Raw genomic sequence first — 24,896 nt, forward strand, 5'->3', positions numbered from 1 at the left:
CGGAAGCCGCCGCCCGTCATGCTGGTCTGTGTTCCCCAAGTCCTCAACGCCGCGCAGCTCGTCAGCCTGCGCGAGCGCCTGGAGCGCTCCAATGCCTGGGTCGACGGTCGTGTGACCGCCGGCTACCAGGGGGCGCCGGTGAAGTTCAACCAGCAGATCGACGAGCGGTCTGAAACGGCGATTGCGTGCCAACGCATCGTCGGCGCGGCGCTGGAGATTCATCCGGTCTTCATCAGCGCCGTGCTGCCGAACGAGATCTACCCGCCGATGTTCAACCGCTACGGCGAGGGCATGAAGTTCGGGGCGCATGTCGACGGCAGCGTGCGGATCAACCCGCACACCGGCCGCAAGCTCAGGACGGACGTTTCCGCCACATTGTTCCTCAGCAACCCCGAGGACTATGACGGGGGCGAGCTGCAGATCGAGGACACGTACGGCCAGCACAGCGTCAAGCTGGCGGCCGGCGACATGGTGGTCTATCCGGCGACCAGCCTGCACTCGGTGGCACCGATCACGCGCGGTGTGCGGACGGCCTGTTTCTTCTGGGCGCAGAGCCTGATCCGCGACGACATACAGAGGTCTTTGCTGCACGACATGGACAACGCCATTCAACGCCTGAACGAGACCAACGCCGACGAGCTGGCGCGGCGGTCGTTGATCGGCTGCTACCACAACCTCGTGCGGCAATGGAGCGAGACCTGATGTCGGTCACCGCCGCCACGGCTGGGGGAAGCAACAAGGTCAATCACCGGCTGACCTTCGTGCGCTGGGTACGCAAGACGCATGGCTGGTTCGGCCTGTGGGGCGCGTTGCTCGGTCTCATGTTCGGGTTCAGCGGCATTTGGCTGAACCATCGCAGCACCATGAAACTGGAACTGCCCGACCAGAAGCAGATTAACGCCCAGATCGCGTTGCTCGAGCCTGCGCCCAAGACCATCGAGATGATGGGCGCGTGGTTGCAGGAGACCCTAAAGCTCGACCGGCCGCCCAATGTCGCGCGCGTCGAGCGGGCGCGGCCGGTGGCTTGGGCTGAACGAGGTTCTGGCGGTGGCGAGGGCGCCGCGCGTCCCCTGCAGCAACCCGAGCGCTGGGTGATGACCTTCGGTGGTCCCAACCATCTGGTCCAGGCCGAGTACTGGGTGGGCAACAAGTCGCTGTCGGTACGCACCACGCAGAACGGCTTCATCGCCACGCTGACCAACCTGCACAAGGGCACGACCATGCCGGTGCCGTGGATCCTGCTGATCGACACATTGGCCGGCAGCATGATCTTCCTGTCGATCAGCGGTGTCATTTTGTGGTGGGAGACCCATCGCAAGCGCGCGGTCGGCATCACGATCTTTGCCGTGGCTGTTGCCGCCACGGTGGCCTTGGCCGTCAGCCCGCTGCAGCTGTAGGGCGATGTGATGCAAGAGTCTGTTCCTTCGGGTTCGCCGGTCGCGGACCCCGGCCCGCCGGGCCCGTCGCGCGAGCCGTTGTCGACGACGGCGCGCGTGGCCATTGTCGCGTTCGTCGTCTTCTTCCATGTCGGCGGTGGCTGGGCGCTGACCCAGATCGAACCGCTGCCGATGATCGTGGGCGATGTGGCGCCGATGGAAGTGCGCATGGTGCCGGCCGATTCGCCGCCCCAGCTCGAGATCGAGAACGCCGAGCCGCCGCCGCCCGTCGAGATCCCGCCGCCGCCGGTCGACGTGGCGGCCATCGTCGATCCGCCGCCGCCCGATCTGCCGCCGCCGGAGTTCCCGCTGGCCAAGGTCGAGCTGCCGCCACCGGACGAGCCGCCGCCGCCTGAGATTCCCGTGGAGAAGAAGCCCGACCCGAAGCCGCCGGAGCCCAAGCCGGTGCAGAGGAAGCCACCGCAGCCCGCGCGCCCGGCTGCCCCGGTCGATGCCACGGCGCAGCAGGCGGCGCCGGCGGCGCCGCCCGGACCCGCCGTCGTCGACTCCTCGCAGCTCAGCTTCGTCGTGCGGCCCAATCCGGCCTATCCGATGAGGGCGCGGCGGGCCGGCGACCAGGGCAAGGCCTATGTCCGGGTGCTGGTCGATGTGACCGGCCGTCCGTCCCAGGTGTCGCTGGCGAAGTCCTCGGGGTTTCCGGATCTGGATCAGGCCGCGCTGGCGGCCGTGCGCGCCGCGCAGTTCCGCCCGTACAGCCCGGGCGGGGTGCCGCGGGCCTTTCTGGTCGACGTTCCGATTGATTTTGTGTTGAGGTAGGAGAGTACGCATGGGCGACGCAACGTCCCTTGGCTTCGGCCATTTCATCGCGCAGGCGGACATCGTCGCGAAGATCCTGCTGGGCGTGCTGGCGGTGATGTCGGCGATCTCCTGGTACCTGATCATCTACAAGGGGATCGGGCAGGTGATTCGGCAGGGCCGCAGCCGCAAGTTCCTGAACTTCTTCTGGAGCGCCACGTCGCTGGAGCAGGTCCAGAACGAGCTCAGCATCCACGGCGTGCGCGAGCCGTTCGGCCACCTGACGGCGCATTCGCTGCATGCCCAGGCCCATCACGCCAAGTTCGGCGCGGCCAAGCTCGAGGAAGCGGGCAGCGAGACCGAGTTCCTGACCCGCACCATCAAGAAGGTGCTCGACGAGGAGACGACGTCGCTGGAGAACGGCCTCACCATGCTGGCGACCATCGGCGCCACGGCGCCGTTCGTGGGCCTGTTCGGCACGGTGTGGGGCGTCTATCACGCACTGGTCGCGATCGGCATGTCGGGATCGGGGATGCTCGACAAGGTCGCGGGCCCGGTCGGCGAGGCGCTTATCATGACCGGCATTGGCCTTGCCGTCGCGCTGCCCGCGGTGATGGGCTTCAACTGGCTGACCCGCTCCAATCGCGTGCTGACGGCCAAGCTCGACGCCTTCGCCTTCGAGCTGCTGACCTTCCTGTCGATGGGTCGCGCGCTGCAGGCCGGGCGCAAGCCCGGCGTGCCGCTCACGGCCGTGAACTGAGGAGTGCGCCATGGCTTTCGGGAGTTTCGAACGCAAATCCTCGTCTTCGCCGATGGCGGAGATCAACATGGTGCCGCTGATCGACGTGGTGCTGGTGCTGCTGGTCATATTCATCGTGACCGCGCCGCTGCTGACCAACGTGGTCAAGCTCGACCTGCCCAAGGCAACGGCCAATGCCGATGTCCAGAAGCCCGAGAAGATCGAGTTCGCGATCGACGCGCAGGGCACCCTGCACTGGGGCGGCGAGCGGCTGACCCGGGAAGAGGCGATGGAGAAGTTCGCCGAGGCGGGCCGCAAGCGGCCGCAACCCGAGGTCTATCTCCGCGCCGATGCCACCGTGCCCTATAGATACGTCATGGAGACCCTGGCCGACGCCTCAAAGGGCGGCCTCTCCAAGATCGCCTTCGTCAGCGAGCCGGCGCGATAGGGCGTCAGCCTGTCAGTGAGCGGAATCGCCGTGCATCCGGCGATCGAGCCGAACGGTGACGCGTCTCGAAGCTTTCTGCTTGATCGGAGGCGCTGCCGGTCCGTCGCACGCCTCGCCGTAGGCCACCAGCCGATACCGGACCAGACGATAGCCGAGCCCACGCGCGACCTCGTTCATTTCCTCGAAGAGGGCTTCGTCGGCAAAGGATTCGATCTTGCCGCTCGCCACATCGATGAGGTGTCCTTCAGAGTCGTCACGGCGCAGCCGGTACTTGGTGATGCCGTCGCCGAGATCATGGGCCGACAGGATGCCGGCATCGGCCAGCTTGTTGAGGATGCGATAGGTGGACCCCAGCGCCAGGGACTTGCGTGCCGCACCGGCCCGGCGATGCACGTCATAGGCATTGGCGAACGGCTGGATCTGCATGACGGCCGAGAGAACGGCGCGGACCGCCGGCGTGCACCCGACGCCTGCTTTGCCGCAGGCACCCTCGATATCGAAATCGATGACGGCTTCTTGTTCGGACTGGACCATGCGCCCTGCTCATCAACCTGTGGCCCTCCGTAACACGATGATTTTCGATGGCGTTGATAAGCATTTGCAATCGCGACGGTTTGGCGCGAATTGATTAGGAAGCGCTCAGCAACACAACCGAAGAATTAGGAATTGCTCATTCTACTCAATCGACGAAAGCCCGCTTTCGAACCCGGCAACGGCCTGCCTTGCGAGAGAACATGCGGGTGCTCCTGATCGAAGACGATTCCATGATCGGCTACGGCCTCACGCGCGCATTGCACGAGCATGGGATCATCGTGGACTGGGCGCACGATCGGCTTGAAGGCGAGGCGGCGTGGCATCGGCGAGAACATGCTGCCGTCCTGCTCGATATCGGCCTGCCCGACGGCTCGGGCGTGGAACTACTGCAATCCATCCGCTCGGCCGAGATCGACACGCCCGTGCTGGTGATCACGGCGCGCGCTGAGATCGACAGCCGGGTTGCCGTTCTCGACCTGGGCGCCGACGACTACATCGTCAAACCGTTCGAGCTTCGCGAGTTGTTCGCGAGGTTGCGCGCGGTCCTGAGGCGGCATCAGCCGAACCCGCGAGCCGCCCTGACGGCGGGAGAGGTCACCATCGACCTTTCGACCCATCTCGTAACGTATCGCGGGACGGCCATCAGGTTGCCATCGCGCGAGTTCGCCCTGCTTCATGTGCTGGTCCGGCAACCCGGCAGGATCATCACCCGCAACGAGATCGAGGCGGAGATCTATTCGACCGACAAGGAGAAGGTCGAGAGCAACTCGGTCGACGTGCTGATCCATGCCATCCGCCGCAAGTTCGATCGCCAGGTGATCCGCAATGTCCGCGGCGCAGGTTGGCTCGTGACCCGGGACAGGCCGTGAAGTCGTTGCGCAAGCAGATCCTTTTCCGGATCGCGCTCCTGCTGGCGGGTGTCGGTCTCGTTGGCGGCATCGTCGCCTACCGGTTCGGCACGGAGGAAGCGAACTTCGTGTTCGACGGGCAGCTCTTCCAGATTGCCCAGCATGTCGGTGAAGGCATCGACAAGATGCCGCCGGTTTCTCTCGAGCAGGACCCTGAAGACGAGTTCACCGTGCAGGTGTGGGCGGCCGACGGACGACAGGTGCGGGCAACCGGCGGCGTCGACATCCCGCGACAGGCCCGCAACGGGTTCGTGGACCTGCTCGTCGCCGGTGAAGCGTGGAGGGTTTTCACGGTCCTGGATGGCGATCGCACCGTTCAGATCTCGCAACGCCAGGAAGTCAGGGACGAGGTTGCCGAGCAGTTGGCCATGAGCGCCGCGCTGCCGATCCTGGCGGCCATTCCCATTGCCTGGGCAATCGTCATCGTCGGCCTGAACCGGCTCTTCCGGAGGCTGGATCGTGTCGGCGGTGAGCTGGAGCGACGCAGCGTCGATGCCACGACGCCTCTATCGCTGGCGACGATGCCGGCCGAGATGCGGCCCTTCGTGGGGGCGATGAACGAACTGCTCGACCGGCAGGGCAAGGTGATCGACCAGCAGCGTCGGTTCGTCTCCGACGCCGCCCATGAATTGCGCACGCCGCTGACGGCGCTGCAGATCCTCGTCGACACGTTGAGCGAACGGACGGCCCGGCCGGGCAGCGACGGCAATGCGGATATCGCCGCTGACCTCTCGCGCGCGGTCAGAAGGGCGCGCCTGCTGGCGAACCAGCTCCTGGAACTCGCCGCGGTGGACGCCGGAACCGAAAAGCAGGTGGCGACGATACTGGATGTGCGCGAAACGCTTCTCGACGTGGTCGCCGGCCATGTGCCGCAAGCCAGCAAGAGAGACGTGCAATTCGCGGTGAAAGCCGACGTAACCGCCCGCCTGCAGGGCGCCGCGGCGGCACTGACGAGCCTGTTCTCGAACCTCGTCGACAATGCCGTGAGGCACAGCCCGGCCAAGGGCGTGGTCAGCGTCTCGCTTCAGATGTCGGACGGCGAGGCGGTCGTGGAGATCGCCGACGGCGGTGCGGGGATCTCCCCGGAGGCGCTGCCGCACATCTACGATCGCTTCTTCCGCGAAGCCTCGAACCGAACGGATGGAGCGGGTCTCGGCCTGTCGATCGCCAAGGCGATCGCCGATCAGAACGGCCTCGATCTTTCGATCGGCAACCGCCCCACGGGCGGCGTGACGGCCCGCATCCGCATTCCGGCGGCGAAGCTGGTGGCTGCCGGCTGAAGCAACCGGGTTTTAGCCCGGATGCTCACCATAGGGCTTGGTGATCAATTCGAGCAGGTGGCCGTTCGGGTCTTCGAAGTAGACGCCACGGCCGCCGTAGAGATGGTTGATCTCGCCCGCGCCGCTCTTGTTGGGATGGGCGTAGTAGGGGATGCCGGCCTTCTTGATCTTCGCGAACGAGGCATCGAATTCGGCGTCGTCGACGAGGAAGGCGTAGTGCGTCGTGCTGGGGTTCGGCGTGCCGATGAAATCGAGCGTGACGCCGTTCGACGTCTGCACCGGGCGGAACGGCCCCCATTGCGGGCCGGCCTCGACGCCCAGTATGTCGGCCAGGAACTCGGCCGACGCGTCCTTGTCCTTCACATGAATGATCAGGTGGTTGAGGGCTGGCACTGAAGCCTCCTGGGGAAGTCTCCTGCGGGCTCCTTCTGACGTAGTCAGGCGGCCCGCGACTTCAAGCCAGGGTTACCGGTCGGTGATCAGCCGCCGCCCTTCTCGCAGACGAACGCCTTGAAGGTGATGATGTCGCTCGGGACACCCTTCTCCTTGCAGTACTCCTCGAACTCTTCCGGCGTCACAGGCACCATCTTGATGGCGTGACGGCGGCTGCGCCAGTCGGCCATGCGGCTCATCTCCTTCATGTGCCAGTCGGCGTAGGAGCTGAGCGGATAGTGCTTCACGAGGCGCTGCAGCGCCTCATGGTCGGATGCGGTCACCTTGGCGAAATACTGGATAGCCATACCGGTCTGCCCTTGGAATGCGGACGCCGCAAATACTCTCCTGCAGCGTAGCCCGCAACCCGTATGAGAGGGAACAGGAAGGGATCGAAAAGCGGCTAGGGTGCGGCGGCGTCGGGCACGACACGATTGCGCAAAGGCTGCCAGTGGCCACGCGGAATGGGCTGCAGTGTGTCGACGAACTGCTGTGCGCAACGCTCCCAGGTGAAGGTCTCCGCATGACGGCGGCAATCCACAGGATCGCGCGACACGGCGGCGAGACAGGCGGTGCGCAAATCGGGATCGACGGCGCCCACCTTGGGATCGGTGACGACGTCGAGCGGCCCTGGCACCGGATAACCCGCGACCGGAACGCCCGAGGCCAGCGCCTCGACCATCACCAGGCCGAACGTGTCGGTGACGCTCGGAAAGACGAAACAGTCGGCTTGTGCATAACGGTAGGAGAGTTCGTCGGTATCGACCGAGCCGAAGAAGTGCGCATCGGGATAGCGCTTCTGCAGCGACTTGAGCTGCGGGCCGCCGCCCACCACCCATTTGCTGCCGGGCAGGTCGAGGTCGAGGAAGGCCTTGATGTTCTTCTCGATGGCGACGCGGCCGGCATAGAGCCAGATCGGGCGCGGCTCCTTGAACTGCTCGCGCGGCTGCGGCTTGAACGCGGTGATGTCGACGCCGCGCGACCACGGCACGAGATTTTTGAAGCCGCGCGCGGTGAGCTCGTCGCGGATCGCCGGCGACACGACCAGCACGGCGGCCGAAGGCGCATGGAAGCGGCGCACGAAGGCGTAGCTCCACGACAGCGGCGCGAAGATGCGGGCGCGCACATATTCGGGGAAGCGCGTGTGATAGGCGGTGGTGAAGGGGATCCTGCGCTTGAGGCAGAAGGCGCGCGCCGCCCAGCCGAGCGGCCCCTCTGTGACGAGATGGATGGCGTCGGGCGCGAACAGCTTCAGCATGTGGCTGAGCCGCGCCGAGGGAAACAGCGACAGCCTGATCTCGGGATAGGTCGGACAGGGCAGGGTGCGGAAGCGGTCGGGGCCGAAGACTTCGACCTCGTGGCCCTCGGCGCGAAGAATGCGCGCTACGGTCTCCAGGGTGCGGACGACGCCGTTGATCTGGGGGCGCCAGGCGTCGGAGACGATGGCAATGCGCAAAAGGCTACTCCGCGGCGAGTTGAACGTGGGACAGAGGCAGGCGCGACGAACGGCGAGCCACTTCGTCCGCCCAGTGCACGATGCGCAGGTGGCCGTCGAAATCCTCGACCAGCGCCGTGCAGCTTTCGACCCAGTCGCCGTCGTTGCAGTAGAGGATGCCCTCGATGGTGCGCATCTCGGCGTGATGGATGTGGCCGCACACCACGCCGTCGACGCCGCGGCGGCGCGCTTCGCTGGCCACCGCATGTTCGTAGTCGTTGATGAACTGCACGGCGTTCTTCACGCGGTGCTTCAGGAAGGCCGACAGCGACCAGTACGGCAGGCCGAGCTTGCGGCGGCCCCAGTTGAAGATCGTGTTGAGGCGCAGCGCGGCGGCGTAGGCCCAGTCGCCGAGGATCGCGAGCCAGCGCGCGTAACGCACGATGCCGTCGAACTGGTCGCCGTGGATCACCAGCAGCTTCTTGCCGTCGGGCGTCTCGTGGATCGCCTCATCCTTCACATGCACGTCGCCGAAGGTGAGCTGGCAGTATTGCCGCGCCGCCTCGTCGTGGTTGCCGGGGATGTAGACGACGTTGGTGCCCTTGCGGGCCTTGCGCATGATCTTCTGCACCACGTCGTTATGGCTCTGCGGCCAGTACCACCAGCGCTTCAGGCGCCAGCCGTCGACGATGTCGCCCACCAGATAGAGATGCTCGCTCTCGTTCCTCTTCAGGAAGTCGAGCAGCAGGTCGGCCTGGCAGCCGCGTGTGCCGAGATGGATGTCGGACAGGAAGATTGCCCTGTGCCGGGCAGGCTGGCTGCGTTCGATGTGGCTCATGAGGGCACGGTCATGTGGAAAACGACTCGACCGACACAAAATATGTTGTGCGCGATTGCGCGGGACGCATTGGATTGTGTAAGGGAGCCGTTGCGTGGAGGTGACCCGGTTGTGACGGTTCAATGACATTCGCCCCAGCTGCAACATCAGTTCTCCTGATCCTGAATCCGACCGCCGGACGGCGTCGGCGCGGCCTCGTCGATGCCGTCGTGCGCCGCGTGCGTGCCGGCGGGTGGAGGGTCGACGTCGTGGAGACCGCGGCGGCAGGCGATGCGCGACGGTTCGCCGAAACGTGCGACGCCGAACGCTACGGCGTCATCGCGGTGGCAGGCGGCGATGGCACGATCAACGAGGTGGTGAACGGGCTCGCGGCCCGTGCCGCCACCGCGCCGCCGCTCGCCATCGTGCCGCTGGGCACTGCCAACGTGCTGGCGCACGAACTCGGCCTCGGCTCCAGCGCTTCGTCGCTTGCCCAGGCGATGATGGGCGGCCGTGAGGTGCTGGTGCATCCGGGCCGGGCCAGCGAAGCCGGCAAGCCGCGCTGCTTCTCGCTGATGGCCGGCGCCGGCTTCGATGCCAAGGTCGTGGCCGGCGTCAGCTCGGGCCTGAAGCGCCGCTGGGGCAAGGGCGCCTATGTCTGGCGCTCGCTGATCGAGGCCCGGCGCTACCGGCCGGTGCGCTATGCCGTCGAGATCGACGGCGCGACCTACGAGGCGGCGTCGGTGATCGTGACACACGCGCGCCACTATGCCGGCCCGTACGTGGTGGCGCCGGCCGCCTCATTGGGTGATCCGCTGCTCCATGTCTGCCTGTTCGAGCGCTGGGGCTGGATGCACGCGCTGCGCTTCGGCGCGGCGCTGTTGCGCGGGGCGCTGCCGCGCACGTCGGGCTATCGCGTCGTCTCGGGCCGCGAGGTCCGGATCTCGGTGCTGAACGACGCCGGCGAAAGCCGCCGCCAACCGGTGCAGATCGACGGCGACGACGCGCTCACCCTGCCGGTGTCTATCGGCCTCTCGACCGAGGCGGTGCGGTTGCTGCGGCCGGCTTGAACCCGCCCGCGGTTCGGAAGAGGCCTAGCGGCGGGCGTAGAGGGCGGCGACGTCTTCCGACGACAGGCCGAAGATCTGCGCGATCCGGTCGATCTCTTCCGTGGGCAGGCTCACGAGGTTCGAGCGCTCCTCGAGATCGGCGAGCATGAGCTCTTCCATCGGCACGAACTTGATCGCGCGCCGGACACGGGGCGTCTTGGGCTTGGCGGCGGCGGCCGGCGCCGTCTCTGTCGTTCGCGCACGTTTGGGACCGGCGTAAGCCGCCGTCACAAAATCGGTAACAGTGGGAGCCGGTTTCTTCGTCATGGCACCACCCCTATGCGCTTCAGGTATATAAGCGCGGAGGGCCCGTCGGAAAAGTCCAGTTCTCCCTTCCACTCGGTTCCCATCAACAGATGCTTGCCGAGGGTCGTATCGCGGATCTGGATGGCGCTGCCCGCGATCGCGCGCAGCGCCAGCGGATCAGGCGAGGCGAGCAGCTTCTGGACGGCGTCGAGTTCCGCCGGCTTGAGCTCGGAGGCGATGGCGAGCAGCTTGCGGCGCAGCACACCCGCCAAACGCGCCCATTCGGCGGCGGTTTCGGGCAGGAAGCCATAGATCGCCCAGACATAGCCGCCATGGGTCAGGCTGGCGACGAGGTTGACCCGCGTGACGCCGCAATCCCGCAGGACCAGGAGGAGGTTCTGCAGGATCTGCTTGAAGGCGCCTGTGCGCTGGGTCGCCGGCGTGAGCACGGTCCAGCTGAGGAAGGCGCGCCGCTGCAGAGGATCGATGCGGAACGCGACGTTGGCGATGCGCGTGCCCGCCTGGAAGAGCTGCATGCGGACCAGCAGCCGGTCCTCCGGGAGCAGGCGGAGGACCATGTTCGCGCCGTTGAAGCGGATCGTCAGGGTCTGCGAGAAATGGATCAGGTCTCGCTTGAACCAGGTCGTGCACCACCGGTTGACGTGGGCGAACTGGGTGCCGCCGAAGCTGCGCAGGCCTCCCCGGCTGCCGATGCCGATGAAGGCGGTCATGGAGAGCCGGCCTTTACCGCACCGCCTGCAGGCGGCGTACCGACTCCTGGGTCGGATGCCCGTCAGCAGGCAAGGCCTGCTGCTGCTGGAAGAGGCGCAGCGCGGAGCGGGTCTTGGGGCCTAACAGCCCGTCGGCTTCGTCCTTGTAGAGGCCGAGCTTGGTCAGGCGATTCTGCATGTCGATGACGGTGTCGCGCGAGATCGGCGCGTCGTCGGCCGGGGCCTGCTGCTGCACCGGCGGTCCGCCCGCGATCTGGCGGGCTAGGATGCCGACCGAGAGAGCGTAAAGCGTCGAGCGGTTCCAGTTCATCACCGCCTTGAAGTTCGGATAGATGATGAACGCGGGGCCGCGGAAGCCCGCGGGCAGCAGGATCGACGAGGCGTCGTCGACCTGGGGCAACGGGCCGCCGTTCATCTTCTTCACGCCCATCGCGGCCCAGGCCTTCACCGGCTTCTCGACCGTGGTGTCGGCCTGGTCGAGCGGGAAGTTCGCCGGCAGCACGATCTCTTCGCTCGACGGCAGGCCCGGCTTGAAGCCGATGCCGCGCAGGAAGTTCGAGGCCGAGGCGAAGGCGTCGGGCAGGCTGTTCCAGATATCGATCTTGCCGTTGCCGTCGCGATCGACCGCCCACTTGGTGAAGGTGGACGGCATGAACTGCATGTTGCCCATCGCGCCGGCCCACGAGCCGCGCATCTGGTCGCTGGTCATGTGGTTGTTGTTGAGGATGCGCAGCGCCTGCACGGTCTCGTTGCTGAAGAATTCGCGGCGCTTGGTCATGCACGCGAGCGTCGCGACGGAGCGTACGACGCGGAAGTCGCCCATGTAGGTGCCGTAGTTCGTCTCGATGCCCCAGAAGGCCATGATGTACTGCGGCGGCACGCCATACTCGGCCTGCAGCTGGTCGAGCAGGGCGCGATACTGCGCCATCTTCTGCTGACCCTTCTGGATGCGGTCGAGCGACACGGTGCCGCCGACATACTTCGCATAGGTCAGCGAGAATTCGGGCTGACGGTTGTCGAGGTCGATCACCTTCTGGTCGGGCGTCAGGCCCTGGAAGGCACGGTCGACGATCGCGGCCGGCACGCCCTGCTTCAGCGCATCGGCCTTGATGGTCTGCAGGCAGTCGCGGAAGCCGCTGTCCTGCGCAACGGCAGGTACGACCACGGAGCTGCAGAGGAGCGCCGTCGTTGCGGCGAGAATTCTTGCGTGGGGCATGAGGGTCATGCCCCGGAGTTTATCACGACCCGGCGACGGTCAGCCCTTCAATTCTCACCGTCGGGGCGTTGGTCGAGCTCTTGAATTCGAGGTCGTTCGCCGCCGTCATGTTCATGAACATGTCTTTCAGGTTACCGGCGACGGTGATGCCGCTCACCGGCCAGGCGAGCTTGCCGTTCTCGATCCAGAAACCCGAGGCGCCGCGGCTGTAGTCACCGGTCACGCCGTTGACACCGAAACCGATCATGTCGGTGATGTAGAGACCGCTCTTGATATCGCCGATCAGCTCGTCGACCGAGAGCTTGCCCTTGTCGAGATAGAAGTTCGACGTGGTGGGCGAGGGCGGGCCCGAGACACCGCGCGAGGCGTGGCCGGTCGGCTTGAGGTTGAGCTGGCGCGCGGCCGCGAGGTCGAGCAGCCAGGTGGTGAGCACGCCGTCGTCGATCACCGCGCGGCGCGACGTCGCCAGACCCTCGGCATCGAACGGGCGGCTGCCCAGCCCGCGCTTGCGCAACGGATTGTCGAGGATGCGGATGCCCTCGGCGAACACGCGCTCGCCCATCTTGTCCTTGAGGAACGAGGTGCCGCGCGCCACGGCGCGGCCGTTGATGGCGCCGGCGAGATGGCCGACCAGCCCGCCCGAGACGCGGCGATCGTAGATCACCGGCACGCGCGCGCTCTGCGCCTTGCGCGGATTGAGGCGGCGCACGACGAACTTGCCGGCGTTGCGGCCGACCTTGGAAGCGGACATCAGGTCCTCGAGATGGACCGCGCTGGTCCATTCATAGTCGCGCTCCATGCCGGTGCCTTCACCGCCCAGCACCGAGCAGGACAGCGAGAAGCCGCTGCGGCGGTAGCCGCCGGAGAAGCCGTTACTGGCCGCCAGCATGACGGAGGTGCGGCCCCAACCGGCCTCGGCGCCTTCGGAGTTGGTCACGCCCTTCACCGCGCGCGCCGCATCCTCGGCCTCGGCTGCCATGGCGAGCAGCTTCTTGGCCGTGGGGCGCGTCTTGTCGTCGAGGTCGAGGTCGGGCCACTTGTGGGTCAGCAGTTCCTCCGGCGCGAGGCCGCAGGTCGGGTCTTCCGGCACGGCGCGCGCCATGTCGACGGCGCGGCTCGCCAGTTCCCTCAGCGAGGCGGGCGCGAAGTCGGTCGAGGAGACGAAGGCCTGGCGCTTGCCCACGAAGACGCGCAGGCCGAGATCGCGGCCTTCGCTGCTTTCCAGCTTCTCGCGCTTGCCCAGCCGCTGTGCCACCGAGATCGACTCGCCGTTGACGTAGAGCGCGTCGGCGGCGTCGGCGCCGTTATCCTTCGCCCACTTGATCAGATCGGACAGGAGATTGGCGTCGGGCGCCCCGGCCGGTCGTGTGTTGCGCGCGATCTTCGCGACGACCTTCGCCGCGGTCTTGGCGACAGGCTTGCGCGCTGCCTTCTTAGGCGTCGGCTTCTTCTTCGGCGCGGCCTTCTTCACCACCTTCCTGGTGGCGGGCTTCGCCGCTTTCTTCGGGGAGGATTTCGGAGGGGTCTTTTTCGCTTTGGCCATGAGGCCGTTCTACGCGCTAACGGCCCGTGTCGTCGAGATAGTAGGAAAAGAACAGGATGCCGGTCGCGGCGATGCCGAGTGTCCAGAATAAGGCACGCACGAAGTTCGCGAGCAGGGTCTGGTCGGGCCACAGATGGGCCACGGCTTCTGCACCGAACTGGTAGCCGAGCAGGCCGATCATCGTGCCCAGCATGAGCGAGATCGCGGCGTTCCACACATGACGAACGCCGCGCCGGATCGCGCCCTCCTGTCGCCGCAGGGCGGCGGTGGGCTCGGGAGGCAGCATGTGTATTAGTCGCCGGCGTAGCCGATGCCGGCCTCGGTCTCGTTGATCGCGGCGTTCACCAGGTTGATGGCGCGCTCGCGATGGCCGCCCTTGTTGGGACGCGCCTGGATCAGCTCGGCGCGCGCGGCCTGCAGCGAGCCGAGGGCGGCCTGCATGTTGGGCTGGTTGGCGCCGGCGGCGCAGGCGCCGATGGCGGCGCCGATGATGAGGCTGGCGACGGAGATCTTCACGGACGAACTGATCATCTTAGGCTCCAAACGAAAACGGGCGGGGAAAGCCCCGCCCGTGATGCTAATCGTTCGCAATGCCTTCGTGCAGCCTTATTTGAGAGCGGCGGCCCTGTTTGCAGCCGAGGTGACGGCCTTGAGCGAGGCGGCCACGATGTTCGAGTCCATACCGACGCCCCACAGGATCTTGCCGCCTGGCGTCTCGGCCTCGATGAAGCTCACGGCCTGGGCATCGGAACCGGCGCCCGTGGCGTGCTGGTGATAGTCGCGGACCCGGATCTGGATGCCGCAGTTCTTGCCCAGCGCATCGACATAGCCCGCGATCGGGCCGTTGCCGGCGCCGGAGATGGTTGCGGGTTTGCCGTTGAAGCTCACCTTGGCATCGAGAAGACGCACGTCGGGATGCGCCGGATCGGGCACCGTGGTGTGGCTGTCGAACTCGACCGGCGATGTGTTCTCGAGATACTCCTTGCGGAACGTGTCCCAAATCAGCGCCGGCTGGATCTCCTTGCCGGTCTCGTCGGCGATCTGCTGGATGCGCTTGGAGAACTCGACCTGCAGGAGGCGCGGCATGTCGATGCCGTAGTCGCTCTTCAGGATGTAGGCGATGCCGCCTTTGCCCGACTGGCTGTTGATGCGGATGATCGCCTCGTAGCTGCGGCCGAGATCGGCCGGGTCGATCGGCAGGTAGGGGACTTCCCAGACCTTGCTGTTCGACGCGTCGAGCGACTTGAAGCCCTTGTTGATCGCATCTTGGTGCGAGCCCGAGAAGGCGGTGAACACCAGGTCGCCGCCATAGGGATGGCGCGGATGGACGGGGAGCTGGTTGCAGTATTCGACGGTCTGGCGGATCTCGTTGATGTTCGAGAAGTCGATCTCGGGATCGACGCCCTGCGTGAACATGTTGAGGCCCAACGTCACCAGGTCGACGTTGCCGGTGCGCTCGCCGTTGCCGAACAGGCAGCCCTCGATGCGGTCGGCGCCGGCCATGTAGCCGAGCTCGGCCGCCGCGACGCCGGTGCCGCGGTCGTTGTGCGGATGGAGGCTGAGGATGATCGAATCGCGGTACTTGAAGTTGCGATGGCACCATTCGATCTGGTCGGCATAGACGTTGGCCGAGGACATCTCGACCGTGGCCGGCAGGTTGATGATCATCTTCTTCTGCGGCGTCGGCTTGTAGATGTCGCCGACCGCGGCGCAGATGTCGCGCGCGAACTCGAGCTCGGTGCCGGTGAAGCTCTCGGGCGAATACTCGAACACCCATTCGGTCTTCGGATCGGCGTCGGCCATCTGCTTGACCAACTTGGCGCCCGACACGGCGATGTCGATGATGCCGGCGAAGTCGGTGTTGAACACGACTCGTCGCTGCAGGGTCGAGGTCGAGTTGTAGAGATGGACGATGACGCGCTTGGCGCCGCGGCAGGCCTCGAAGGTGCGCTCGATCAACTCCGGCCGGCTCTGCGTCAGCACCTGAATGGTGACGTCGTCGGGGATCATCTTCTTCTCGATGAGCTCGCGCACGAAGTCGAAGTCGGTCTCGGAGGCGGCGGGGAAGCCGATCTCGATCTCCTTGAAGCCCATGTCGCAGAGCAGCTTGAACATCCGGGTCTTGCGGTCGGAGTCCATCGGCTCGATCAGCGCCTGGTTGCCGTCGCGCAAATCGACCGCGCACCAGATCGGCGGCTTGGTGATGACGGCGTTCGGCCACTTGCGGTCGGGGAGGGGCACGGCCTTGAAGGGCACGTACTTCTCGGCCGCGATCGGCATCATGGGCTTCTGGGGATTATGGGATGACATGACGTAGCTCCTCGCGCCGCGCACGGCCGTATGGCTCAAACGAACACTGCGATGGATGAAAGAGAGGCGGCGACTGGTTGGGTAAGAACAGAGACGAACGACAAGCGATCCGCAGGGCCCTTCCGGTTGTCCCGGACGGGCGGCGGATCAGCCAATAAGTCGTAGCGTCGTCAGTCGCAGCATGATGGGCGCGAACATCGTAGATTTAGGCGCGGACGTCAACCCGCCGAATCCGGGCTGTTTCGCCGACGCGCGAAACCCCCTCACCCAGCCTCTCCTCCCTATCGGGCGGAGAGAAGTCCGAAAGGTTTATCAGCGCAGCGGAACGTCGATACCGATGCTGAGGTTGCCGCCGCGCGGATAGACAGGGCCGTATACCGGCGCCGGCGCGTAGGCCACGGGCGGGGCATAGACCGGGGCGGGATAGACCACCACCGGGCGCGGTGCGTAGTAGACCGGGCGTTGCGGCTGCACGACGATCACATCGCCATGGTGATAATGGTGGTGATGCTTGTGCCCGCGACCCTTCTTCCAGTCGCCGGCCATCGCTGCCGAGGCGGTCAGCATGACGGCGCCCGCCATCGCGAGCGAACCAGTCAGACGCAGAACCTCGATGATCATTTTTGCGGTCTCCTTTGCTGCAGGATGAAACGCCTGCAGGAGACCAATGTTGCCTGTGATTTCGCCCGCGGCCGGTGACCAACTTGTGGTAAGCCGATGTGAAGAACTGGAGGAATCTTAGATGGCAGGTCCGTTGGACGGCGTTCGCATTCTCGACTGCACGACCGTCGTGCTGGGTCCGTGGGCGGCGCAGCAATTGGGCGATCTCGGGGCAGACGTCATCAAGATCGAGCCGCCGGAAGGCGACACGACGCGCGTGCTGGGACCGGCGCGCAATCCCGGCATGGCCGCCTTCTATCTCGGCTGCAATCGCTCCAAGCGCTCGATCGTGCTCGACCTCAAGCAGGAGGCCGGCCGCGCCGCTTTGTTCAAGCTGGCCGAGACCGCCGACGTGATCATGCACAACTACCGGCCCGAGCCGGCCAAGCGTCTCGGCGTCGAGTACGAGAAGTTCGAGAAGGTCAATCCGCGCATCGTCTATCTCGCGACCTACGGCTATCGCTCCGCCGGTCCGATGGGGCCGAAGGCGGCCTATGACGACATCATCCAGGCGGGCTCCGGCCTCGCCGCGTTGCAGACGGTCGTGGCCGGCCAGCCGCGCTTCCTGCCGACCATCGTGGCCGACAAGACCAGCTCCAACGGCGTCGTCTCGGCGCTGCTGGCCGCGCTCTTCGCGCGCGAGCGCACCGGCAAGGGCCAGGCGGTCGAGGTGCCGATGTACGAGACGCTCGTGTCGTTCGTGATGGTCGAGCATCTCTACGGCGAGACCTTCAAGCCGGCGCTCGACACGCCGGGCTACAAGCGCGTGCTCAACAAGGAGCGTCGTCCCTATCCGTCGAAGGACGGCTACTTCGCGCTGCTGCCCTACACCGACGGTCACTGGCGCGAGTTCTGCACGCTCGTGGGTCGCGAGGATCTCGCCAAGGACGAGCGCTTCCAGGGCATGGCCAACCGCCTGAAGAACGTCGAGCAGTACTACTCGACCCTGGCCGGCCTCTGCGCCGAGCGCACCAATGCCGAGTGGGTGGAGTTGCTCAAGAACTCCAACGTGCCGCATGGGCCGGTGAACACGCTCGACGATCTGTTCGTCGATCCGCAGCTCGAGGCGACCGGCTTCTGGAAGGAAGTCGATCATCCGACCGAGGGCAAGCTGCGCATGCCCGACATCCCGCCGCGCTTCAGCAAGACCCAGCCTGAGATCACGCGCCTGCAGCCGCGGCTGGGCGAGCACAGCGTCGAGGTCCTGCGGGAGGCCGGCTTTACGCAAGGCGAAATCGACGCCATGCTCAAGTCGGGCGCGACCAAGACGGCTCCTGCAACCTAAGCCGTCTCGACAACGAGTCGCCGCCCGATCGGGAGGCGACCATGATCATCCGTGCAACACGGCGTGACCTGCTGCGCTACGGATCTCTGACGGCGCTGGCATCCTTGCCGGCGCCGGCGATTGCGCAGACATGGCCCACCAAACCGATCAAGATCGTCTGCACCTATCCGGCGGGCGGGCTCACCGACATCTTCGCCCGCGCCTATGGCGAATACGTCGCCGAGAAGACCGGCCAGACGGTGATCGTCGAGAACAAGGCGGGTGCGGCCGGCGCGATCGGCGCGGAAATCGTCAAGCAGTCGCCGCCCGACGGCTACACGCTGATGTTCACCAACTCCACGACGATGGTGCAGAACAAGGCGCTGTTCAAAAAGCTGCCCTACGATCCCGACAAGGATTTCACGCTCGTCGCCTGGTTCAACACCGGCCATCTGCCGACGATGGTGCACAAGGACATCCCGGTGAAGAACATCGCCGAGTTCGCCGCCTGGGCGAAGGACAGGAAGGTCTCGCTGGCGACCTACGGCATCGGCTCCTTCGCCCACATCGTCACCGAGACGCTGAACCGTCACTACGGTCTCAAGATGGAGGCGGTGCACTATCGCGGCGAGTCGGCGATGTGGCAGGACGTGGCTTCCGGCAACGTGCAGGGCGCGACCGGCAGCTACGCCTCGGGTGCGGCGGTCTTGCAGGCGGGCAGCGTTAAGCCGATCGCGGTGCCCACCATGGTGCGCATGAAGAAGATGCCCGACGTCGCGACCTTCTACGAGCAGGGGCTGACGGAGAAGGCCTTCCAGATCCGCGGCTGGGTGGGCTGTGCCGCACCCGCCGGCACGCCGCCCGAGGTGGTGCAGAAGCTCTCGACGCTGATGGTCGAGGGCGGCAAGACCGAGCGCATCCAGAAGGTCAACGACACCTTCGCCATCGACGAGGGCGCGCGCGACGCGACGTATTTCCGGCAGGTCCTCGACGAGGAAGGCCCGGTGTCGATCGAGGTGCTGAAGAGCCTGAACATCGAGCCGCAGTAAGTCGTCCTGACATGAAGGGCGCTCACCCCGTCGACGCCTCCGCGAGCCACTGCCGCGCTTCCGGCTCGTCGGTGAAGAGGCGGAAGCGGCGCGAGGTGCCGACGCGCTGCTTCAGCAGGATCGCCATGTCGAGCATCAGCGGCGGCGGATTCTTGCCCACCAGGATGGCGACCGGGCCCGAGGCGGAGGGATCGTTGTTGCGCGTCAGCGTGCCGATGGCCTGCAGGTCGTCGCCGCTCAACTGGATGTCGGCCTGCCGCAGGTCGAGCAGCTTGCAGTAGCCGACGGCGCCCGCCGCCTGCGTGGCTTTCAGGTAGGACAGGAGAAACGGCAGGTCGAAGACGCCGACGCCGCTCACGATGACGAGATTGTCCTGCGCAAGGATCGCCCAACCCAACGCCGCCATATGACGCTCCCGGTTGTGTTTTCTCCAGTAATTAGTCTGCGCCGCTTCCGGGCCGGCCGCCACCCAAACGCGTCGCTGGCCTTTACGCCCTGTGAAATGGCCGCCATGCTCGCCTGAGGCGCGACCCGAGGCGGCGTGGACCGTCATCAAAAATAACCGCGCCGCAGGGAGGCAATCGATGATCGTGCGTGCGTCGCGACGTGATGTGCTGCGTTATAGCTCGGCCGCTGCCGTTGCAGCCGCCCTGCCGGCCCCCGCGATTTCCCAGGGGACATGGCCCAACAAACCGATTCGCATCGTGTGCGGTTACCCGGCGGGCGGCCTCACCGACATCTTCGCCCGCGCCTATGGCGAGTATATCGCGCAGAAGACCGGGCAGCCGGTGTCGGTCGAGAACAAGACCGGCGCCAGCGGCGCGATCGCGGCCGAGCAGGTGAAGGCCGCGGCGCCCGACGGCTACACGCTGATGTGGACGATCTCGACCACGATGATCATGAACAAGGTGCTGTTCAAGAAACTGCCCTACGACCCGGACAAGGATTTCGTCCTGATCTCGTGGATGGATGCAGGCCATCTGCCGACGATCGTGAACACCAAGCTGCCGGTGAAAAACCTGGCCGAACTCGCCGACTATGCGCGCGCCAACAAGACCAGCCTCGGGACCTATGGCGCCGGCTCCTACAGCCACGTCGCCGTCGAGGCGCTGAACCGTCACTACAAGCTCGGCATGGAGGCCGTGCATTATCGCGGCGAAGCGCCGATGTGGCAGGATGTCGGTTCGGGCGCGGTACAGGGTGGCAGCGGCAGCGTCGCCGCGGCCTCGGGCGTGCTGCAATCGGGCAATGGCCGGCCGATCGCCGTGCCCACCAAGGTGCGCATGAGCAAGCTGCCCGACGTGCCGACCTTCTATGAGCAGGGCGTCACCGACAAGGCGTTCCAGGTTCAGGGTTGGATCGGCCTGGTCGGCCCCGCCGGCATGCCGAAGGAAATCGTCCAGAGGCTGTCCGACATGATGGTCGAAGGCGGCAAGAGCGAGCGCATCCAGAAGATCCTCACGACCTTCGGCATCGATAATGGCGCGCGCGATCATATCTTCTTCGAAAAGATCGTGGCAGAGGAAGGTCCGATCTGGATCGATCTGGTGAAGGGCCTGAACATCGAGCCCCAGTAAGCGGATTGGGCGAGTCGCATCAGAAAACTGAGCCGGAACGTCGGCCGGGCCTGTCTTTTTGTCCGGTTCCGGACCGTTGGCGGCTCTGTGATTCTGCGCAGTACTCGCGCAGGTTGTTCTGCCTCTAAGTGTGCCGCAGGCCGATATTTACAGGTTTCCCTGTCGCTTTAAGATTGCTCTTTTACACGTCTTGATTGTACGTGTAGGGAAATTACAAGCGACTGGCACGAGCCGGCGCACGAACCCGAGGGGACCCGGTCGTTCATGGCCCTTGACGTCTATGTAGGGTCGCTCACGCGTTACTACGCCGGTGCCTGGGACAATCTGGTCGAGAAAGCCGCACGCGAGCGCGGGACGCCGCAGCCGATGCGATCGGGTGGTCCAGCCGAGGCCGCGAAGGCGCAGGCGCGTATTCGTCCGCAGGTGATCGCGTGGCGCACGGCGCTGGCCAAGGCGCTGGGCAAGCGGATCACCTCGCCGCTGGACTGGGACGAGACGGAAGCCGCGCCCTGGTTCACCCATCGTCCCGGCTGGGACGGCTTCGGCTCGCTGGTCCTGTGGGCGGCCTATGCCGAGCATCCGACCCTGCGCCTTCCCGAGACCTTGCCGGAGGAGTGGGACCACGACGTGGCGCTGACGCGCTCCGCGGGCGAGGGCTTTCGTTCGCGCTACTCCCATCTCGTCCGCAACGTCGAGATGTGGTTGCCCGTCGCCTTCGAGATCACGTTCGAGGGTGAGGATGTCGGTGGCCGCCGCGTGGTGGTCGGCTCGGTGACGACCTTGCGCCGCCAGCTCGCCGAGCTGAACGCGGCGACCTGGAAGGCGTCGGCCAGCGACGTGGGCGCATGGGGCCGCATGCAGCCGGAGACGGGACCGCTCGAAGAGCGCGCGCGCTACGCCTTCGCCATCCTGTCCGATCTCGCGCAGTGCGCGCACGACCACAAACTGCCGATGAAGCTCGATCACTGACAAAAGAAAACGCCCGCGGCGAACCGCGGGCGTCCTCGTCAGACAGGCTTTGGTGGAGAGAGGTTAGGCCTGGGTCGGCGCCGGCGGCGCGGCCGGCGGCTCGGTGGCCGGACGGTTGCGGCGGTCGGCCATGAACTGGTCGAACTCCGAGCGGTCCTTGGCGGCGCGCAGCTTGTCGAGGAAGTCGCGGAACTCGCGCTGCTCCTCGTCGAGGCGGTTCAGCGTCTCCTCGCGATATTCGTCGAAGGCAACGTTGCCGCTGCTGCCGTTGCGGCCCCAGCGCTGGCGACGCTTCCAGCCGCGGAATTCCTCACGGCACGAGCGGCCGTCCGGCATGTTCCAGTGGCCATAACGCTTCGAGCAAAACATGCGTCCACTCCCTTTGAGATAGATGAGAAGGGCCAGGCCAACCGGCCAGAACAGGATGAAGCTCAGCACCATGAGGGCGATCCACGCCGGCTTGCCGAGGTCGTCTATTTTTTCGATCAGGCCCATGTGGGAGCCCCCTTTTGATGATGTTAACGATGTGAATGTTAACGACATTTACATTGGGGTCGCCGACCCGGGGAGTCAAGGGCTCGCGGAAAAACTTTCAGCGCGAAGAGGGAAAACCCAATCCCTGCAGGTAGATCAGGACCTCGGATTCCAGCAGCTCCTCGGCCGACATGGGCAGAGGCCGGCGGCCGCCGTCGCCACGGCCGAACAGCGAGGCGATGCCGTGCGACATCGACCAGATGTGCAGGCTCATCATCAGGGCGGGCGGGCGCTTCGGTGCCGGCAGCAAAGTCACGAGCTGATCGGCGGCGGCGCGCAGCACGGCAAAGGCGCGGTCGGATGCGGCGCGCAGCTCGCCGTTGAGGTCGGGCGAGATGCCCGATTCGAACATGGCGGCGTAGTAGGCGGGCTCGGCGCGGGCGAAGGCGAGATAAGCCTTGCCGATATTGTGGAAGGCCGTGATCGCGTCGGGTTTCCCGTTCGCCCAGCCGGTCGACAGCATCGCGGCGAAGCGCTCGAAGCCCTCGCGCGCCACGTCGGCCATGAGGGCGTCGCGGTCGCGGAAATGGCGGTAGGGTGCGGCCGGGCTGACGCCGGCGGAGCGGGCGGCATCGGCGAAGGTGAAGCCCGCCGGGCCCTTTTCCTTGATGAGCTCGCGCGCGGCCTTGATCAGCGCTTCGCGCAGACTGCCGTGGTGATACTTGCGCTCCTCACCGTCGTTACGCTTCCAGCTCATGTTAAGGAGATTTACATGAGCGGGCGGCGATATGCACGCCTCTCCTCGCGCCTGGAACGGCGGCTCCGCAGGCAGGCTGCAGGGATTCGGCCTAAAGCTTCGTCAGGAAGTCCTTGGCGATCTGGGCGATCTCGTTGGCGCGGTCGGTGCCGTTGATGCAGCGCCGGGCGTCGACGAAGTTCGTGCGGTCCTCGGAGATGTAGTCGGTGATCGCGCGGCCGGTGAAGGCGCCGGTCTTGAAGCCGTGCACCAGGACGAACAGCGAGACCGCGGGCTCGAGGGCGATGTCGGGATCGGCGACCATGTCGCGTCCGATGAGGTCCGAGTAGGTCTTGTAGTTGTTCTTCCAGGTGAGCTGGACGTAGCCGCGACCGTAATAGGGATAGTAGCTGAGATTGGCCTTCCGCCAGTTCTCGCTGAGCCAGTAGGCCTCCTTCACCGGCTGGAAGGTCTGCGCCGTCTCCCACTGCGTGGTCGCCAGCACGTAGGCGATCTGGGTCGGCAGGCCGATCCCCATGGTGATGCACTGGTTCTTGATCGCCTGGATCGTCGCGTCCTTGGTGGACAGCATCGGCTTGGCGACGCTCGGCAACTCGCGCAGCTTCTCCTGTAGCGTGGCGACCGATTCGGGGCCGATCAGTTCGGGATTGCCGGAATGGACGTCGGTCTTGAACTCGGCCCAGGCGTTGCGCGTCTTGGGGCCGTAGAGGCCATCGAGGTCGCCGACCGGATAGCCCAGCCGCTTCAGCGCGGTCTGCAGTTCGCGCAGCGGGTTCTCCTTGAGTTCCGTGAGAGGCACGGGCCCGGAGATGCTGGAAAGATAGACGAAATCGATCTTCACCTTCGCGACGGCCATATGACGATCTCCCCCGAGAAGCCAAGGGAAGTGTCCGCAGCGGCGTCGGCGACCGCAACTGTCGTTTGCGAATATCTTGTGGTGCTCACCCGCACATGCCGGCCGGCAGATCTTCCGCTTGACCTTCGGGGCGGGTCGCGACAGTTTCCGGCGCCATGTTCAGGAACGAAAACCTTTTCGACCGACGCCGACGTCGCTGCACCCAGCGGCGGCTTCAGGCTGCGCGTCGATTGGCGTTCCTCCGCATGGTGAGGACCTCTTCGTAGGTCTCATCCGCAGGAGCGGCCCTGGCCCGCGTTCCTGAACCCCCGCAGCCCTCGGCTCCGGGGGTTTTCTTTTGCCTGAACTCCAGAGGACATCATCATGAGCATCCGCGTCGGTATTGTCGGCATCAGCGGTTTTGGCGGCGGCGAGGCGATGCGCCTGGTCGCGAGCCATCCTTCCTTCGAACTGGTCTATGCCGCGGGCGAGGGCAGCGCCGGCAGTCGCCTGGCCGATCGCTTTCCCGGCCTGCCGGCGAAGCTGGCGGGGCTCGTGATCGAGAAGTGGGATCCGGCGGCGCTGCCGAAGCTCGACGTGCTGTTCGCGTCGCTGCCCACGGGCGCCTCGGCCGATGCGCTGGCGCGTGTGCCGAAGGAGGTGAAGATCGTCGATATCGGCGGCGACCATCGCTACGTCGACGGCTGGGCCTATGGTCTTGCCGATGTCTGGCCCAATGAGATCGTGGGGACGACCCGCGTCGCCAATCCCGGCTGCTTTCCCGCCGCGACGCTCACCCCGCTGGCGCCGTTGCTGGCCAATGGACTGATCGAGCCCGGCAACATCGTGATCGACGCCAAGACCGGCATCTCCGGCGCGGGCCGCGGCGGCAACGACAGCCGGTTCGGCTATGCCGAGAGCAACGAGAATCTCGTGCCCTATGGATTACTGAAGCACACGCACATGCCCGAGATGGCCAAGACGATCGAGCGGCTGAGCGGCGGCAGCGCGAGCGGCCTGGTGTTCACGCCGCATCTGGTGCCGATGACGCGCGGCGTGCTCGCCACGATCTACGCGCGCGGCCGCGCCACCACGGAGCAGTGCCTCGATGCGGCCCGGGCCTTCTATGCAGGGCGGCCGTTCATCCGCGTCACCGACAAGCCGCCGCAGACCAAATGGGCGACCGGCTCGAACCTCGCCTTCGTGAGCTACGCGGCCGACCCCGAGCGCAACCTGGTGATCGCGATGGGCGTGGTCGACAATCTCGGCAAGGGCGCCGCCGGGCAAGCGGTGCAGAACGCGAACCTGATCTGCGGCCTGCCCGAAACCGCGGGGCTGGACGGCGCGCCCGTCTGGCCCTGACGAGGGTTG

General features: G+C 65.9%; 30 protein-coding genes. 13 read left to right on the forward strand and 17 right to left on the reverse strand.

What is annotated here, in order from left to right:
- Positions 1 to 18 precede the first annotated feature (18 nt).
- From AC1RP5_RS08550 to AC1RP5_RS08570, 5 genes are read left to right on the forward strand one after another with little or no spacing between them, the layout of a single operon-like run.
- Complete coding sequence (locus AC1RP5_RS08550; protein WP_493110205.1) at positions 19 to 702, forward strand: Fe2+-dependent dioxygenase; 684 nt, start codon at positions 19 to 21, stop codon at positions 700 to 702.
- Positions 702 to 1,397 carry a PepSY-associated TM helix domain-containing protein gene (locus AC1RP5_RS08555; RefSeq protein WP_493110207.1) on the forward strand — a complete coding sequence of 232 codons (696 nt, stop codon included), beginning with the start codon at positions 702 to 704 and terminating at the stop codon, positions 1,395 to 1,397. Before AC1RP5_RS08550 ends, AC1RP5_RS08555 begins: the two co-directional genes overlap by 1 nt.
- Positions 1,398 to 1,406: 9 nt before the next feature.
- A complete protein-coding gene (locus AC1RP5_RS08560) occupies positions 1,407 to 2,213 on the forward strand; it encodes an energy transducer TonB (protein ID WP_493110208.1) in 807 nt (268 codons plus the stop codon).
- A 10-nt stretch (positions 2,214 to 2,223) separates the two neighbouring features.
- Entirely contained in the window at positions 2,224 to 2,952 is a 729-nt protein-coding gene (locus tag AC1RP5_RS08565; RefSeq protein ID WP_493110209.1) for a MotA/TolQ/ExbB proton channel family protein, read from the forward strand.
- Between the two features lie 10 nt (positions 2,953 to 2,962).
- Positions 2,963 to 3,379, forward strand: a complete 417-nt coding sequence (locus AC1RP5_RS08570) for an ExbD/TolR family protein (RefSeq protein ID WP_493110210.1) — start codon at positions 2,963 to 2,965, stop codon at positions 3,377 to 3,379.
- Positions 3,380 to 3,391: 12 nt separating this feature from the next.
- Here the strand turns inward: AC1RP5_RS08570 and AC1RP5_RS08575 are convergent, their stop codons facing one another.
- The gene (locus AC1RP5_RS08575; RefSeq protein WP_493110211.1) at positions 3,392 to 3,913 is read right to left on the reverse strand and encodes a Fur family transcriptional regulator; all 522 of its coding nucleotides are present in this window, start codon (positions 3,911 to 3,913) and stop codon (positions 3,392 to 3,394) included.
- A 200-nt stretch (positions 3,914 to 4,113) separates the two neighbouring features.
- Between AC1RP5_RS08575 and AC1RP5_RS08580 the strand changes: the two genes are divergently transcribed.
- Together AC1RP5_RS08580 and AC1RP5_RS08585 are read left to right on the forward strand one after the other, a co-directional pair.
- Positions 4,114 to 4,782 carry a response regulator transcription factor gene (locus tag AC1RP5_RS08580; RefSeq protein ID WP_493110212.1) on the forward strand — a complete coding sequence of 223 codons (669 nt, stop codon included), beginning with the start codon at positions 4,114 to 4,116 and terminating at the stop codon, positions 4,780 to 4,782.
- Positions 4,779 to 6,101, forward strand: a complete 1,323-nt coding sequence (locus AC1RP5_RS08585) for an ATP-binding protein (RefSeq protein ID WP_493110213.1) — start codon at positions 4,779 to 4,781, stop codon at positions 6,099 to 6,101. Before AC1RP5_RS08580 ends, AC1RP5_RS08585 begins: the two co-directional genes overlap by 4 nt.
- A gap of 12 nt (positions 6,102 to 6,113) precedes the next feature.
- Here AC1RP5_RS08585 and AC1RP5_RS08590 read toward each other — a convergent pair whose 3' ends face one another.
- The 4 genes from AC1RP5_RS08590 to AC1RP5_RS08605 all read right to left on the reverse strand — a co-directional run bounded on the left by AC1RP5_RS08590 (position 6,114) and on the right by AC1RP5_RS08605 (position 8,806).
- A complete protein-coding gene (locus AC1RP5_RS08590) occupies positions 6,114 to 6,494 on the reverse strand; it encodes a VOC family protein (RefSeq protein WP_493110214.1) in 381 nt (126 codons plus the stop codon).
- An 86-nt stretch (positions 6,495 to 6,580) separates the two neighbouring features.
- Complete coding sequence (locus AC1RP5_RS08595) at positions 6,581 to 6,841, reverse strand: hypothetical protein (RefSeq protein ID WP_493110215.1); 261 nt, start codon at positions 6,839 to 6,841, stop codon at positions 6,581 to 6,583.
- A gap of 95 nt (positions 6,842 to 6,936) precedes the next feature.
- On the reverse strand, positions 6,937 to 7,989 hold the full coding sequence (locus tag AC1RP5_RS08600; RefSeq protein WP_493110216.1) for a glycosyltransferase family 4 protein: 1,053 nt from the start codon (positions 7,987 to 7,989) through the stop codon (positions 6,937 to 6,939).
- Positions 7,990 to 7,993: 4 nt separating this feature from the next.
- Positions 7,994 to 8,806 carry a UDP-2,3-diacylglucosamine diphosphatase gene (locus AC1RP5_RS08605; protein ID WP_493110217.1) on the reverse strand — a complete coding sequence of 271 codons (813 nt, stop codon included), beginning with the start codon at positions 8,804 to 8,806 and terminating at the stop codon, positions 7,994 to 7,996.
- Between the two features lie 122 nt (positions 8,807 to 8,928).
- Here AC1RP5_RS08605 and AC1RP5_RS08610 point away from each other — a divergent pair, with 122 nt between their 5' ends.
- Positions 8,929 to 9,855 (forward strand): diacylglycerol/lipid kinase family protein, encoded by a 927-nt coding sequence (locus AC1RP5_RS08610; RefSeq protein WP_493110219.1) that lies wholly within the window; start codon positions 8,929 to 8,931, stop codon positions 9,853 to 9,855.
- 24 nt (positions 9,856 to 9,879) lie between these two features.
- Here the strand turns inward: AC1RP5_RS08610 and AC1RP5_RS08615 are convergent, their stop codons facing one another.
- From AC1RP5_RS08615 to AC1RP5_RS08650, 8 genes are all read right to left on the reverse strand, one after another.
- Positions 9,880 to 10,161: a hypothetical protein gene (locus tag AC1RP5_RS08615; protein WP_493110220.1), complete on the reverse strand. Its 282-nt coding sequence runs from the start codon at positions 10,159 to 10,161 to the stop codon at positions 9,880 to 9,882.
- Positions 10,158 to 10,871 carry a hypothetical protein gene (locus AC1RP5_RS08620; protein ID WP_493110221.1) on the reverse strand — a complete coding sequence of 238 codons (714 nt, stop codon included), beginning with the start codon at positions 10,869 to 10,871 and terminating at the stop codon, positions 10,158 to 10,160. Before AC1RP5_RS08620 ends, AC1RP5_RS08615 begins: the two co-directional genes overlap by 4 nt.
- A gap of 13 nt (positions 10,872 to 10,884) precedes the next feature.
- Positions 10,885 to 12,096 carry a lytic murein transglycosylase gene (locus AC1RP5_RS08625; RefSeq protein ID WP_493110222.1) on the reverse strand — a complete coding sequence of 404 codons (1,212 nt, stop codon included), beginning with the start codon at positions 12,094 to 12,096 and terminating at the stop codon, positions 10,885 to 10,887.
- A gap of 13 nt (positions 12,097 to 12,109) precedes the next feature.
- Positions 12,110 to 13,630 carry a TldD/PmbA family protein gene (locus AC1RP5_RS08630; RefSeq protein WP_493110223.1) on the reverse strand — a complete coding sequence of 507 codons (1,521 nt, stop codon included), beginning with the start codon at positions 13,628 to 13,630 and terminating at the stop codon, positions 12,110 to 12,112.
- 16 nt (positions 13,631 to 13,646) lie between these two features.
- The gene (locus tag AC1RP5_RS08635; protein WP_493110225.1) at positions 13,647 to 13,916 is read right to left on the reverse strand and encodes a hypothetical protein; all 270 of its coding nucleotides are present in this window, start codon (positions 13,914 to 13,916) and stop codon (positions 13,647 to 13,649) included.
- Between the two features lie 5 nt (positions 13,917 to 13,921).
- Positions 13,922 to 14,161, reverse strand: coding sequence for a hypothetical protein (locus AC1RP5_RS08640; RefSeq protein ID WP_493110226.1), 240 nt, complete (start codon positions 14,159 to 14,161; stop codon positions 13,922 to 13,924).
- Between the two features lie 75 nt (positions 14,162 to 14,236).
- Positions 14,237 to 15,940: a 2-isopropylmalate synthase gene (gene leuA, locus AC1RP5_RS08645; RefSeq protein ID WP_493110227.1), complete on the reverse strand. Its 1,704-nt coding sequence runs from the start codon at positions 15,938 to 15,940 to the stop codon at positions 14,237 to 14,239.
- A 312-nt stretch (positions 15,941 to 16,252) separates the two neighbouring features.
- The gene (locus AC1RP5_RS08650) at positions 16,253 to 16,561 is read right to left on the reverse strand and encodes a hypothetical protein (RefSeq protein WP_493110228.1); all 309 of its coding nucleotides are present in this window, start codon (positions 16,559 to 16,561) and stop codon (positions 16,253 to 16,255) included.
- A 121-nt stretch (positions 16,562 to 16,682) separates the two neighbouring features.
- Here AC1RP5_RS08650 and AC1RP5_RS08655 point away from each other — a divergent pair, with 121 nt between their 5' ends.
- Together AC1RP5_RS08655 and AC1RP5_RS08660 are read left to right on the forward strand one after the other, a co-directional pair.
- On the forward strand, positions 16,683 to 17,885 hold the full coding sequence (locus tag AC1RP5_RS08655; RefSeq protein ID WP_493110229.1) for a CaiB/BaiF CoA transferase family protein: 1,203 nt from the start codon (positions 16,683 to 16,685) through the stop codon (positions 17,883 to 17,885).
- A 41-nt stretch (positions 17,886 to 17,926) separates the two neighbouring features.
- Positions 17,927 to 18,913 (forward strand): Bug family tripartite tricarboxylate transporter substrate binding protein, encoded by a 987-nt coding sequence (locus AC1RP5_RS08660; RefSeq protein WP_493110230.1) that lies wholly within the window; start codon positions 17,927 to 17,929, stop codon positions 18,911 to 18,913.
- A gap of 22 nt (positions 18,914 to 18,935) precedes the next feature.
- Here the strand turns inward: AC1RP5_RS08660 and AC1RP5_RS08665 are convergent, their stop codons facing one another.
- The gene (locus tag AC1RP5_RS08665) at positions 18,936 to 19,319 is read right to left on the reverse strand and encodes a hypothetical protein (RefSeq protein ID WP_493110231.1); all 384 of its coding nucleotides are present in this window, start codon (positions 19,317 to 19,319) and stop codon (positions 18,936 to 18,938) included.
- A 178-nt stretch (positions 19,320 to 19,497) separates the two neighbouring features.
- Between AC1RP5_RS08665 and AC1RP5_RS08670 the strand changes: the two genes are divergently transcribed.
- Entirely contained in the window at positions 19,498 to 20,490 is a 993-nt protein-coding gene (locus AC1RP5_RS08670; protein ID WP_493110232.1) for a Bug family tripartite tricarboxylate transporter substrate binding protein, read from the forward strand.
- Between the two features lie 264 nt (positions 20,491 to 20,754).
- Positions 20,755 to 21,459, forward strand: a complete 705-nt coding sequence (locus AC1RP5_RS08675) for a hypothetical protein (RefSeq protein ID WP_493110233.1) — start codon at positions 20,755 to 20,757, stop codon at positions 21,457 to 21,459.
- Between the two features lie 63 nt (positions 21,460 to 21,522).
- On the opposite strand, the gene AC1RP5_RS08680 is transcribed toward AC1RP5_RS08675, so the two are convergent.
- From AC1RP5_RS08680 to AC1RP5_RS08690, 3 genes are all read right to left on the reverse strand, one after another.
- Positions 21,523 to 21,954, reverse strand: coding sequence for a DUF2852 domain-containing protein (locus AC1RP5_RS08680; protein WP_493110234.1), 432 nt, complete (start codon positions 21,952 to 21,954; stop codon positions 21,523 to 21,525).
- Positions 21,955 to 22,051: 97 nt separating this feature from the next.
- The gene (locus AC1RP5_RS08685; protein ID WP_493110235.1) at positions 22,052 to 22,690 is read right to left on the reverse strand and encodes a TetR/AcrR family transcriptional regulator; all 639 of its coding nucleotides are present in this window, start codon (positions 22,688 to 22,690) and stop codon (positions 22,052 to 22,054) included.
- 91 nt (positions 22,691 to 22,781) lie between these two features.
- Positions 22,782 to 23,546, reverse strand: a complete 765-nt coding sequence (locus AC1RP5_RS08690; RefSeq protein WP_493110236.1) for a peptidoglycan-binding protein — start codon at positions 23,544 to 23,546, stop codon at positions 22,782 to 22,784.
- A gap of 363 nt (positions 23,547 to 23,909) precedes the next feature.
- Here AC1RP5_RS08690 and argC point away from each other — a divergent pair, with 363 nt between their 5' ends.
- The gene (argC, locus tag AC1RP5_RS08695) at positions 23,910 to 24,887 is read left to right on the forward strand and encodes an N-acetyl-gamma-glutamyl-phosphate reductase (protein WP_493110237.1); all 978 of its coding nucleotides are present in this window, start codon (positions 23,910 to 23,912) and stop codon (positions 24,885 to 24,887) included.
- Positions 24,888 to 24,896 lie beyond the last annotated feature (9 nt).

The sequence above is a fragment of the Reyranella sp. GW821-FHT12G01 genome (assembly GCF_058806575.1).